General features: G+C 60.2%; 10 protein-coding genes. 7 read left to right on the top strand and 3 right to left on the bottom strand.

Annotation, left to right across the window (positions count from 1 at the left end; translation table 11 throughout):
- The first annotated feature begins 274 nt into the window (after positions 1–274).
- The 4 genes from rutA (at position 275) to NAC44_RS16315 (ending at position 4,338) form a co-directional block, all read left to right on the top strand.
- The gene (gene rutA, locus NAC44_RS16330) at positions 275–1,357 is read left to right on the top strand and encodes a pyrimidine utilization protein A (protein WP_250942517.1); all 1,083 of its coding nucleotides are present in this window, start codon (positions 275–277) and stop codon (positions 1,355–1,357) included.
- A gap of 16 nt (positions 1,358–1,373) precedes the next feature.
- Positions 1,374–2,927, top strand: coding sequence for an amidase (locus NAC44_RS16325; protein ID WP_250942516.1), 1,554 nt, complete (start codon positions 1,374–1,376; stop codon positions 2,925–2,927).
- Positions 2,928–2,973: 46 nt separating this feature from the next.
- A complete protein-coding gene (locus NAC44_RS16320; RefSeq protein WP_250942515.1) occupies positions 2,974–3,600 on the top strand; it encodes an isochorismatase family protein in 627 nt (208 codons plus the stop codon).
- Positions 3,601–3,780: 180 nt separating this feature from the next.
- Positions 3,781–4,338, top strand: a complete 558-nt coding sequence (locus tag NAC44_RS16315) for a cytochrome b (RefSeq protein WP_250942514.1) — start codon at positions 3,781–3,783, stop codon at positions 4,336–4,338.
- Between the two features lie 133 nt (positions 4,339–4,471).
- Here the strand turns inward: NAC44_RS16315 and NAC44_RS16310 are convergent, their stop codons facing one another.
- Positions 4,472–5,950, bottom strand: a complete 1,479-nt coding sequence (locus NAC44_RS16310) for an NAD-dependent succinate-semialdehyde dehydrogenase (RefSeq protein ID WP_250942512.1) — start codon at positions 5,948–5,950, stop codon at positions 4,472–4,474.
- Between the two features lie 3 nt (positions 5,951–5,953).
- Positions 5,954–7,234, bottom strand: coding sequence for a 4-aminobutyrate--2-oxoglutarate transaminase (locus tag NAC44_RS16305; RefSeq protein ID WP_250942510.1), 1,281 nt, complete (start codon positions 7,232–7,234; stop codon positions 5,954–5,956).
- Positions 7,235–7,713: 479 nt separating this feature from the next.
- Here NAC44_RS16305 and NAC44_RS16300 point away from each other — a divergent pair, with 479 nt between their 5' ends.
- Genes NAC44_RS16300 through NAC44_RS16290 form a run of 3 tightly spaced genes read left to right on the top strand, consistent with a single transcriptional unit; the run spans position 7,714 to position 11,326 of the window.
- A complete protein-coding gene (locus NAC44_RS16300) occupies positions 7,714–8,187 on the top strand; it encodes a DUF2271 domain-containing protein (protein ID WP_250942508.1) in 474 nt (157 codons plus the stop codon).
- Positions 8,188–8,199: 12 nt separating this feature from the next.
- Positions 8,200–10,380 carry a PepSY domain-containing protein gene (locus tag NAC44_RS16295; RefSeq protein ID WP_250942506.1) on the top strand — a complete coding sequence of 727 codons (2,181 nt, stop codon included), beginning with the start codon at positions 8,200–8,202 and terminating at the stop codon, positions 10,378–10,380.
- On the top strand, positions 10,370–11,326 hold the full coding sequence (locus NAC44_RS16290; RefSeq protein WP_250942503.1) for an FAD:protein FMN transferase: 957 nt from the start codon (positions 10,370–10,372) through the stop codon (positions 11,324–11,326). Before NAC44_RS16295 ends, NAC44_RS16290 begins: the two co-directional genes overlap by 11 nt.
- A gap of 108 nt (positions 11,327–11,434) precedes the next feature.
- Here the strand turns inward: NAC44_RS16290 and NAC44_RS16285 are convergent, their stop codons facing one another.
- Positions 11,435–12,814, bottom strand: coding sequence for an amidase (locus NAC44_RS16285; protein ID WP_250942501.1), 1,380 nt, complete (start codon positions 12,812–12,814; stop codon positions 11,435–11,437).
- Between the last annotated feature and the right edge of the window lies 1 nt (position 12,815).

Below are 12,815 nucleotides of genomic sequence, written 5' to 3'. Positions count from 1 at the left end.
ATGCTTCAGCCGTTTGAACAGTCTGGCGGCAGGAGCCTCTGCGCGCGAATATGGCGATTGCATCAAAAATAGGCAAGCCTAAAGTTAGGGCATTTTTAACTGGACAGGCTGTGAAAATTTTGCATTAGTTCGTACATACTGCTTGCGTGTCGGTCACATATTCACGCATCGGACCGAAAGGTGGGAATCGGTTTTCGGATCATCCGATGCGAACCAAAAATTTGAAGCATCATGCCGATTCCGGTTGCATGCATGATGCGCAAAGGGGAACCACATGGATATCGGTGTCTTCATTCCAATCGGTAACAACGGCTGGCTGATCTCGACGACCTCGCCGCAATACAAGCCCAGCTTCGAGCTGAACAAGCAGATCGTACAGAAGGCGGAAAAATACGGGCTGGATTTTGCCCTGTCGATGATCAAACTCAGAGGTTTCGGCGGCAAGGCTGAATTCTGGGATTATAACCTCGAAAGCTTCACCCTGATGGCAAGTCTTGCCGCCGTGACAGAGCGGATCAAGCTGTTTGCCTCCACCGCCGTTCTGACGCTGCCGCCGGCCATTGTCGCGCGCATGGCCACTACCATTGATAGCGTCGCGCCGGGTCGTTTCGGCGTCAACATCGTTTCCGGCTGGCAGATGGCCGAATATGACCAGATGGGCATGTGGCCGGGCGATGCCTATTTCGGCTATCGCTATGACTATTCCTCGGAATATGTGCACATCATGAAAGAGCTGTGGCAGACGGGAAGCTGCACCTTCGAGGGCAAGCACTTCACCATGAAGGACTGCATGATGAAGCCGATGCCGGAAAACCGCATCGAGATCGTTGCTGCCGGCCAGAGCCCGCGCGGTATGGAATTTGCCGCTGAATATGCCGATTATAATTTCGTCATGGCCAGCGGTATCAACACGCCGACGGCCTATGCGCCGAACAACCAGAAGCTGATCGACGCCGCCGCCAAGACCGGTCGCGATGTCGGGGCTTATGTTCTGTTCATGGTGATCGCCGATGAAACGGACGCGCTGGCCGAGGCGAAATGGCAGACATTCCGCGATGGCGCCGATGTCGATGCGCTGGCCTGGATGGCGGATCAGGGCAGCAAGGACGCCAGCGCCGCCGACAACTCCACGGCAAAACATATCAATCTTCCCGAGGGCGCGGTCAATTTCAACATGGGCACGTTGGTCGGTTCCTATGCCAAGGTGGCGAAGATGCTGGACGAGGCGGCAAGCGTTCCCGGCACGAAGGGCATCATGCTGACCTTTGATGATTTCCTCGTCGGCCTCGACCAGTTCGGTCAGCGCATCCAGCCGCTGATGGCCTCGCGCGCGGCCAGCCAGATTGCGGCGGAATGACGTGACGGCGCTTGCCATGTCTGACCCCTCCCGCCTTGTTGAGGCGGGAGAAGGCTTCGATCCGCCAAGGCTTGCCGATCCGCTCATCGTTGACCGGATCTATCGCGACGGGATCTCTCAAGCAGACGATACGCCGTCTGCAAATGAGATGGCGTCCTGTCTGCCGCCTCTTCGTCAGCCTCTGCCGGAGGATCCGGCTTTTGCCGGTGTGACGCAACTGCTTGGCGCTTTTGCCGATCAGGTTTTGCGGCCTTCTGAGGTTCTGGAGCAGTTGAAGGAGCGCATTGCCGCTTCTGCCTGCGGTCGTGAGGCCGTGCTGCGTCTGGTTCCGGGCGCTGAGGAGGCCGCACGCGAGAGCGATCATCGCTATCGGCAGGGACGGCCAAGGCCGCTCGAAGGCATTGCCTTCGGCATCAAGGATATCATTGACGTCGAAGGTGCCATGGTCACATCCGGGTCGCATCTGACCGAAGATCGGGTGGCTGCGGCGGATGCTTGCGTGGTTGCGGCATTGCGGGCGGCGGGCGCCATTGCCTTTGCCATGACCGCGACGACGGAATTTGCCGCAGGGTCTCCGCACAATCCGCGCTTTGGCACCGTGTCCAATCCCTATGACCGTGACCGCTGGACCGGCGGGTCTTCGACCGGATCGGGGGCAGCGCTTGCGGCACGGCTGATGCCGCTGGCGCTTGGCACCGATACGGGCGGCTCGATCCGGGTTCCCTCCTGCTGGTGCGGCACGAGCGGGCTCAAACCCAGCCGGGAGCTGGTGTCGCGCCGGGGTGTGTCGCCGCTGTCCTGGACACTCGACCATGTCGGGCCGATGGCCCGCTCGGCGCAGGATATTGCCCGCGTGCTGCCCTTTCTGGCCGATGGCGGCAAGGCAGAGCTGCTGAAAGAGGTGGAGACAATTCTGCGCCAGCCCGGCGTTCAGGGTTTGCGGCTCGGCGTGCCCGTCAACTGGTTTGCCGATTGCGCCGATCGCGCCGTGCTGGACAATTGGCAGGCGGCTTTGAAACGGTTTGAAGAGCTTGGATGCCGCCTCGTTTCCCTGCCGCATCTTGATATCGAACGCTGGCATCAGGCAGGCTGGGTGATCCTGCAAAGCGAACTGGCGAGCCTTTATTCTCCTCGTCTCGATCGGGCGGAAGACTTCGATCCGGGATTTCTGGGGCGTCTGAAGGCCGGGCTTGGCTTTTCGGCTGCCGATTATGGTCAGGCGCTGCAAAGCCGGGCAGAGGCGATGCAGCAATGGCTGGCGGCGATGGAGACGGTTGACGCCGTGGTGACGCCCGGCATTGGCGGCGAGGCGGGCAGGCTTGCCGATCTCACCGTCGAGATTGACCGGCAGCATCTTGGCTTCCAGAGCGTCATTTCGCGCAACACCATGATCTTCGATCTCATCGGTTTTCCGGCGCTGATGCTGCCAAGCGGTCTTGGCCGCAGCGGTCTGCCGACCGGCATTCAGATCGTCGCCAAGCCGCGCCGCGATGCGCTCTCACTTCGTCTCGGCATGGCCTATCAGACGATAACGGACTGGCACCGGCTGATGCCGAAACATCTTGCCTGACGCAAAATGGCGTGGGGTGGTTCATGGATCAATAAGGGAATGACAGATGCAGCAGAACGATCTGGCCGCCAATTATGCCGGAGTTTATGAAAACCGCATCGGTTTCGGGCAGAAACCGGCACTGTTGCTGATCGATTTCGTTCAGGCCTATTTCGCGCCCGATAGTCCCCTCTATGCCGGGGTGGAGGCGGCGCTCGCCAGTGCGTTGCGCATTCGCGCTCTGGCGCGTGAAAAGGGGGTGCCGGTCATTCTGACCGGTGTGCTGCTGCATCCAAGCGGTCTCGATGGCGGACGATTTTTCCAGAAGGCCAAACCGCTTGCCTGTTTCACTGCGGGCAATCCGCTGGGTGGCTGGCCGGAAGGGCTTCACCCCTTTGCCGATGAATTCGTGGTGACCAAGCAATATCCCAGCGCATTTTTCGGCACCTCGCTTGCACCGCTTCTCACCTCACTTGGCGTCGATACCGTGATCCTGACCGGATTGACCACCAGCGGCTGTGTGCGGGCAAGCTGCGTCGATGCCATGTCGCATGGCTTCATCCCCACGGTGGTGCGCGATGCCTGCGGCGACCGCCACGCCGCCCCGCATGAGGCCAATCTGTTCGATATGAACGCCAAATATGCCGATGTGGTCAGCGAAGCCGATATTCTCGCCTATCTGTCCGGCCTCTGAGCGGCGGCTCTCCCGCCGTTTTCTCTTCACCAATTCGTCATGACCTCACGGGTATTTGTGCCTTACAAAACGCACAATGTGCACTGCAACATCAACCGACTGCTGCATTGTGTCGCATCATCACGCCGGTGGCGATCTGGATGCAGCAGCGTGAAACCGCTCTTTTTCTGGAGAACCTTCATGGCATCTGCGGCGATTGCTGCCTCCTCCCCAACCTCCTACCGCTATCGCGGCCTTCAGCGTGCGATTCATTGGGCGATGGCGCTGATCATCATATCGGCGCTGGCGCTTGGACTTTACTGTTCCTATCTTGCGCCCGGCACGCCGCTCCGGGAGTTTCTGCTGGATATTCACAAGTCTCTCGGCATGACGGCGCTGGTGCTGATCGTGCTCAGGCTTCCCGTCCGCGCGGTCTATGGCGAACCCAGCTGGCAGAAACGGCCATCGCTTCTGGTGCGCGCTGGCGCCCATGGCGCCCATATGCTGCTCTATGTGCTGATGATCCTCATGCCGGTCACCGGCTATATCACCTCGGGCGCATCCGGTCACGATCTGCCGTGGTTCGGCCTGTTCACCTGGCCGAATATCCTGCCGATGGATCGTGACCTGTCCAGACTTGCCGGTATGATCCATCATTTCGGCGCTTATACATTTTTCGCCGTGCTCGGCCTGCATCTTGCCGCGGTCGCCTGGCACCGGCTGGTGAAAAAGGACGAGGTTCTGTCGAGAATGCTGTGAGGGCCGCAAGGCCAGCGTCTCATCATGGGTTATTCGGCTAAAACAGTGTCGGCAAAACGAATATCTCAATTCTATCAATGACTTGAGATATTCGAAAATGCATATCAGGTGTCATGTGCAATGACACTTGGTCTCACAGGCTGAGGCAGAGATATTTGATCTCGAGGTAGTCCTCGATGCCGTATTTGGACCCCTCCCGGCCCTGACCGGATTGCTTGATGCCGCCGAAGGGGGCGACTTCGGTGGAAATCAGGCCGGTATTGATGCCGACCATGCCATATTCCATCGCTTCGGCCACGCGGAAGACCCGCGACAGATCGCGCGAGAAGAAATAGGAGGCAAGGCCGAATTCGGTATTGTTGGCCATGGCAATGACCTCCTCTTCCGTCTCGAAGCGAAACAGAGGGGCGACCGGACCGAAGGTTTCTTCGCGCGCGACTTTCATCTCCGTGGTGACGCCGGTGAGGATGGTCGGCTGAAAGAACAGCCCGCCCTTTTCATGCGGCTTGCCGCCCAGCGCCACTTTGGCCCCTTTGGACAAGGCGTCTTCGATGTGGTCTTCGACTTTTGCCAAGGCTTTCTGCGAGATCAGCGGTCCAGCTGAAACACCGGCTTCAAACCCGTCGCCCACCTTGATGTCGGCCACTTTCGCCGCCAGTTTTTCGGCAAAGGCATCATAGACACCGGCCTGCACATAAAGCCGGTTGGCGCAGACACAGGTTTGGCCATTATTGCGATATTTCGACACCATCGCCCCCTCGACCGCCTTATCGAGATCGGCATCGTCGAAGACGATGAAGGGCGCATTGCCGCCCAGCTCCAGCCCCAGCTTGAGCACCTGATCGGCACCTTGCCGCATCAGGATCTTGCCCACATTGGTCGATCCGGTGAAGGTCAGTTTGCGCACCTTGTCATTGGCGCACATTTCCTGGCCGATCGCTGCTGAATCGGTCGACAGTATGATGTTGAACAAACCGGCAGGCAGACCGGCCCGCTCGGCAAGAATGGCGAGCGCCAGCGCTGAAAGCGGCGTTTCGGCGGCGGGTTTCGACACCATGGCGCAGCCGGCGGCCAGTGCCGGAGCAAGCTTGCGCGCCAGCATGGCATTGGGAAAATTCCACGGTGTGATGGCCGCGACAACGCCGACAGGCTGCTTGATCACGATGATCCGCTTGTCCGGCTGATGGCCGGGAATGGTGTCGCCATAGACGCGCTTGGCCTCCTCGCCGAACCATTCGACATAGGATGCGCCATAGAGAATTTCGCCGCGCGCCTCGGCAAAGGGCTTGCCCATTTCCATGGTGAGGATGGTGGCAAGGTCGTCGGCATTGTCCACCATCAGGTCATAGAGTTTGCGCAAAACGGCGGCGCGCTCCTTGCCGGTTCTGGCAGCCCATGCCTTCTGCGCGCTATGGGCGGCGTTGATGGCGCGGCGTGTGTCGGCGTCATTCATATCGGGCAGAGTGGCCAGATGATCACCGGTGGAGGGGTTGATCACATCGAAGCTTTTGCCCCCCTCTGACGCCCCCAGCCATTCGCCCCCGATCACGGCCTTGTCTGTGACAAGGCTTTGATCTTTCAGTTTTGCAAGCAGCGTCTGTGAAATCGTCATGGCTCAGGCCTCCTTGGCGCATTCCCGTAATGTGTCTTCCAGAATGTCGAGGGCTTCGGCAAAGACCTCATCCTGAATGGTGAGCGGCGACAGGAAACGGATAACATTACCATAAACACCGCAGGTCAGCAGGATGAGACCCTTTTCCAGCGCCTTTGCCCGCACCCTGTTGGTAAAGTCCGCATCGGGCTTGCGGGTTCCTGGAAGGTTGAATTCCACCGCATTCATGAAGCCCGGACCGCGGATATCGGCAATCTGCGGCACGGCGGTGATGAGCGATTGCAGGCGCTGTTTCAGCCGGGCGCCGAGCTGTTCGGCCCGCGCGCACAGCCCTTCCTCCTCAATGACATCGAGAACGGCATTGCCGGCGGCAATGCCCAGCGGATTGCCGCCATAGGTGCCGCCAAGCCCGCCGGGGCCGGGCGCATCCATGATGTCTGCCCGTCCTGTGACGGCGGCAATGGGAAAACCGCCGCCAAGCCCCTTGGCCATGGTGGTGATATCGGCGGCAACGCCGTAATGTTCCATGGCGAACAGCTTGCCGGTGCGGGCAAAGCCGGTCTGCACCTCGTCGGCAATCAGCAAAATGCCATGGGCATCGGCAATCTCGCGCAGCTTGACCATGAAGGCCTTCGGCACCTCGTAAAACCCGCCTTCGCCCTGCACCGGCTCGATGATGAAGGCTGCGACCCGGTTGGGATCGACATCGGCCTTGAACAGTTTATCGAGCACACCGAGCGTATCCTCTACCGTGGTGCCGTGCAGCGCCACGGGGAAGGGCACGTGGAACACATCCGGCATCATCGCCCCGAAACCTGTCTTGTAGGGCACAACCTTTCCCGTCAGCGTCATGCCCATGAAGGTGCGGCCGTGGAAGGCGCCGCTAAAAGCAATAACGGCTGACCGGTTGGTGGCGGCGCGGGCTATCTTGACCGCATTTTCAACCGCTTCCGCACCGGTGGTGACGAAGACTGTCTTCTTCCTGAATGCGCCGGGAACGGCATCGTTCAGCCGTTCGGCAAGGCGTACGTAATTTTCATAAGGAACGACCTGATGGCAGGTATGGGTGAAATGGTCGAGCTGGTCCTTGACCGCCGCAATCACCCGGGGATGCCGGTGACCGGTGTTGACGACAGCAATGCCAGCGCCGAAATCGATATAGCGGCGGCCTTCGACATCCCAGATCTCGGCGTTTTCCGCCCGCTGCGCATAGATCTGCGTGGTAACGCCCACGCCACGGGATATGGCGTCTTGCCTGCGCTCGGCAATCTCCTGGTTCAGCATGTGCAGTCCTCTCACACGGTGCGGGCGGCGCGCCCGATTGTTGGCGGCGATTTCAGATGATTTCCTGCAAGAGTTCAATATCGGTCTGCTGCGATGTCACGCAAATATCCGCCGACACAAACGCTCGGGCAGATGATCTACCCTGGATTGCGAATGGATGGAAGCGGTCCGGTCAGCTATTCAACATCCAGTCATCAAGGCGTGTGCGTCAATCCCGTCGCCTTGTTGCAACATTCAGGCATGCGCAAGACGAGAACAGGTCGTGTTTCATTGTTCTCCATGAAACGATACCGTCCATGCGACACATCAAAAACTGAAAGCCCTTGCATCAGGCTGATAAGATGCAAGGTGCTTTCGTCTGCCAATGCCGAAGCCCTCACGCAGCAGTGATTGACGAGACAAGGCGGGAATTGAAGAATTCAGTCGGCTGTCAGCCATACAACGCATGGTGGGATCATTCAGAACAGGAGATCCGATCCGTGAAGCTTCCTCTTACGCTTGCTGGCACTGCCGCCCTTGTCGCTGTTTCATCTGGCGTTGCTTATGCCCGTCCCGTCACGATCACCGCACAATTGGCCGATTATGGCGGCTATCCCGCTTTCCTTGCCGTTTATATCGTCAATAAGGCCGGTGCCTATCAGGAAACCCTCTGGGTTGCCGGGCAACGCACCAGCTATTATCGCCATCTCAGAGACTGGTATCGCGGGGCCATGCGCAGCAATCAGCCGCTTGATGGCGTCACCGGGGCCAGTGTCGGCTCAGGCAATACCCTGCGCGTTCAGGCCAATCTTTCCGATGTGCTGATCAATGCCGGCTATCGCATTCAGGTCGATAGCGCCGTCGAGGGCGGTCCCGCCCAGCCCGCCGAGGTCAGCGTGCCGCTTGACAGCGCCGGTGCCGGTAAACCGGTTTCCGGACGCGGCATCATCCGTCGTTTCACCGTCTCTTTCTAAGGCAAGGTTCCCATGCACAAGCTCCATTCGCTTGCCGGGCTGATCGCCGGGCTGGTTCTCTGCGTCATTGCGCTCAGTGGCACATGGCTTGCTATCGATAATGCGCTGGCGAGCTTTTCCGCGCCCTCGATCTCGCAGAACGAAACCATCGGCCAGCTTGCGGCAAAGCTGTCGGCAGACCTGCCCGGTCTGAGCGACATCACCCGCCACCCGGATGGCACGCTGACGGCAAGTTACAGTGGCCAGAGCGGCTATGGCATGGTTCGTGTCGATCCGGCAAGCGGCAAGGTGCTCGGCCCTTTCACCGTCTCACCGCTGCTGCGCAAGATCATCAGCCTCCATCGCGCCCTGTTCATGGGTGACAGGGGGCGGATCGGCACGGCTGTTGCCGATGGAATGATGCTGGCGCTTTGCCTGTCGGGTCTGGTGCTGCTCAAGCGGCGGGCCGGAGGCTGGCGGCGGGTGTTGCTGCCGGTGCGCGGCAGCGGCATGTCCGTGCTGCATGGCACGCTGGGGCAGATGGCCATTCTCGGCCTCGTTCTGTCGTCCCTGACGGGATTATGGCTGACGGCCAGCTCTTTCGGTTTTCTGCCTGAGCCGCCCATGCCGGCCTTTGTAGAGGCAAGCCCGGGTCCGCGCATGGGTGTTGCCGACATTGCCGTGCTGGATGAAACCCCGTTGACCGAATTGAAAAAACTCACCTTTCCGGCCCCCACCGATCCGACCGATATCTATGATCTGAAAACCACATCCGGCGAAGCGATGATCGACCCGGTCACCGGCAAGGTGCTGTCTTCGGTCAAGGCCACATGGGTCGAGCGGGTGGGCGACGTGATCATGGCGATCCATACGGGCCGCGGACTGGCTGTTCTTGGCCTGTTGCTCGGGCTTGCCGCGATGAGTGTGCCGGTTTTCACCCTCTCCGGTGCCTTGATCTGGTTTCGCCGACGGGCAATGCGCCCCAAAATTGCCGAGAATGTTGCGGTGAAGAAGGCGCATATCGTTATTCTCGTCGGCAGCGAGGGCAACACCACCTGGGGCTTTGCCCGCACACTGCACAAGGCGCTGACGCTTGCCGGTGCGCGCGTTCACGTGGCGGCGATGAATGAGGTGAAAGAGGCCCATCTTGGTGCAGAGCTTCTGTTCCTTTTGACCTCGACGGCGGGTGATGGTCAGGCGCCAGCCTCGGCAAACGCCTTTCTGTCGCGTATCGAACGGCTGTCCGGGCGTCCGGCGGTGGCCATCCTTGGCTTTGGCGACAAGACCTTCGGCCATTTCTGCGGTTTTGCCGAGACCGTCGAACAGAAGCTGCGCCAGCTTGACTGGCCGATGATCATGCCGATGACGACCATCGACCGGCAATCGTCGCAGGCCTTTGCCCAATGGGGTGTGGCGCTGAGCCGGCTGCTCAAGGCCGATATCGTGCTCGATCATGTCGCAAGCGCGCCGAAGACACGTGAATTCGAGCTGGTCGCTCGCCATATCTGCGGGACCGCGACCGGCGCGCCCATCGCCGTCCTGCGGTTCAAGCCTGCACCGGGGCGTTTCTGGCAGGGCTCGCTTGACCGTTTTGGTCCCGGCGATCTCATCGGCGTCCTGCCGCCGGGCACCACTACCCCGCGCTTTTATTCTCTTGCGACGGAAAAGGCGCATGGTTTCATCGAAATCTGTGTGCGGCTGCATGAGAACGGCCTCTGCTCCGGCTTTCTCCATTCGCTTCAGCCCGGCGACAGGATCGATGCTTTTCTGCGACCCAATCCCGCCTTCCGGCCGCAGCAGGGCAAGAGCCCGGTCATCCTTATCGGTGCGGGCACCGGCATTGCCGCGCTGGCCGGTCTGGTGCGCTCCAATGTCGAGGGGCGGCCCCTGCATCTTTATTGGGGTGGCCGCCGCCCGGATGACGATTTTCCCTATCGCGACGAACTGATCCACCACATGCGTGAACGTCGTCTTGCCTCGCTGAGGACCGCCTTCTCACGGGTTCAGACAGGCGCCGCCTATGTTCAGGACCGGATTGAGGACGATAGCGATCATCTGCGCCATCTCCTGCACAATGGAGCGCAGATCGTTGTCTGCGGCGGGCGTGACATGGCCCAGGCCGTGGCGAAAACGCTGGACCGTATTCTGCATCCGCTGGGGATGACGACGGAGCAACTGAAATCCACCGGGAGATATGTCGAAGATGTCTATTGAACGCCACATCCTCAATGGCGCCACCATGGGCACCCGCTGGTCGGCCATTGTCCATGCGCCACATGCTCTGCCGCAGACCATGCTGACGGCTCGCTTGCAGGCCGCCGTCGATCAGGTCGATGCGGAAATGTCCACCTGGAAACCCCAGTCCGATCTGAACCGGCTGAATGCAGCCCCTGTCGGTGTCTGGGTCGAGGTGCCGCCGCAGCTTTTCGATCTTTTGAGACTGTCGGTCGAGATGAACGCCATCACCAGGGGCGCCTTTGACATCACGGTCGGGCGTCAGGTGGCGCGCTGGGGCTTTGGAGCCTCGGCCGGGAAGCCGGGTGAGACGGTTGAGATCGCGCGCCAGTTTGATCTGCCGGTGCTGGAATTCGACAGCATCAACCGGTCCGTTCGCAAATATATGGCAGTCTCGCTCGATCTTTCCGGCATCGCCAAGGGTTTTGGCGTCGATCGGCTTCTGGAAAGCGCGAGAGAGATGGAGGTGGAGGCGGGGCTGTTCAGCATTGATGGCGAGGTGCGGGCGCTCGGCTCCCGGCCCGACGGCTTCGGCTGGGCCATCGGCGTGGAAGCGCCAGACCCTTCGATGCGCCGGGCAGAAAGTGTCATCGAACTCAGCGATGCGGCCATCGCCACCTCCGGCACCTATCGTCATTGCCGCAGGATCGGTGACGCCATGGTGCACCATACCATCGATCCGAAAACCGGCGCGCCCTCCACCTCCGGCATCGTTTCGGCCTCGGTCATGGCTCCGACGACAGCGGTGGCCGATGCACTGGCCACAGCCCTGCTGATTTCAGGCCAGCCGCTGGCGGAAGAACTGGCAAGGGCATTGCAGCTTCGTTATCTGTTGATTGACAGAAATGGTCACACAATCACCAATCTCGATGAAGACGCCGATAAGGCAGCTTCACCCGGCACGTCACAGCATGCCGGGTTTTAAAGCACGTTGCGGCTTAACAGCCTCAGTCATGCTGCTCTGACTCTTTGTTTTTTCGCATTTCCGGACGCAAACCACCATGCACTTTTCTCGGAATGGTGCTCTCATGTTTCACTGAAAGCTTGTCTTGTGAAGCTCTTGCTGCTTCGAGAATGTCAAGAGGATATCATCTTCTGCGTAGCCTGCGACGAGCTGTGCCCCGATCGGACATCCCGCACGGGATGTTGCGACAGGAAGGCTGATGGCTGGCAGGCCTGCAATATTGACCCATCCGGTAAATACGGCATGGTCTCTTGGCCCGGCAGGTTTTGCATCGATCAGATCGGGATAAGCGTCTTCCGCGCGCCAGGGAAGGGCTGCGGCGCTGGGTGTGACGATCAGATCATAATGGGTGAAGAGGCGTGCCATGTCGGCACGCAAGGCTGCAATACCTTCGAGCGCTTCAGTATAATCCGCGCCGCTGATTGTGCGCCCGTCCTGCGCCATGGCCTGAACGGATGCGCCGCCGAGAGCGGCAAGATCAGGATAGTGCCGCATGAGATAGGCGACACCAGAACGGGAAACGATGCACCAGATCTGATTGGCGAGATCAAGATTGAACGGGATTTTGCCGAGTTCAACGTCTGCCCCCTGCCGTGCGAGCCGCTCGGCGAACATGTCCATGGCCCGGCTGATCTCCGGATCGACCGGGCTTTCGCCGAATTGCGGGATGTAGAGAATGCGTGGCTTTTCCATGCTGCGAGGTGGAGCCTGCCGAAACCAGGACCGGCGGTCGGCAGGATGCGCGCCCTTGAGCACGCCATCGAGAAGGATGGCGTCATCGACCGTGCGCGTTGCAGTGCCGATCACCTCGAAATCATGCAGGATGGCAGGAAAGCCATCTGCCCGCGCAATACGCCCTGTCGATGGTTTCCAGCCGACAAGCCCGGTATGACATGCCGGTCGGCGGATCGAGCCGCCGCCATCCGTGCCGATGGCTGCCGGCACCAGGCCCGCGGCAACGCCAGCCACCGCGCCGCCCGAGGAGCCACCCGGCGTCAGCCGTGTGTCGACTGGATTACGGGTGACGCCGAACAGATCATTGGCCGTATAGCCTTCGAGCGTCAGTTCCGGAACATTGGTCTTGCCCAGGAGAACGGCGCCCGCCTGCCGGAGCCGCGCAACCGGCAATTCATCATGCTGGGGCACAAAATCCTTCAAGGCGCGACTGCCCCAGGTGGCGGGAACGCCTTTCATGAACAGATTGTCCTTGATCGAGAGCGGAATGCCGTCCAGCAGCGAGCGTGCTTTGCCATGCGCCAGCCTTTCATCGCTTTCGCGGGCAGCACGCTCGGCGCCTGCGTAATCGATGGCGACGAAGCTGTTGAGGCTGCCGTCCCGTCTTTCGATACGTTCAAGGTAGCGGTGCAGAAGGTCCTGAGCCGTTAAAGCCCCGCTTCGCAAGGCCTGGCCCAATCCGGCGATATCCTCCGGCATGGGGGTTCCTTTCATC

The sequence above is a fragment of the Allorhizobium sonneratiae genome (assembly GCF_023700755.1).
GTDB lineage: Bacteria > Pseudomonadota > Alphaproteobacteria > Rhizobiales > Rhizobiaceae > Allorhizobium > Allorhizobium sonneratiae.
The sequence above is the reverse complement of the archived record's forward strand: the minus strand, read 5'-3'. Positions and strand labels throughout refer to the sequence as shown.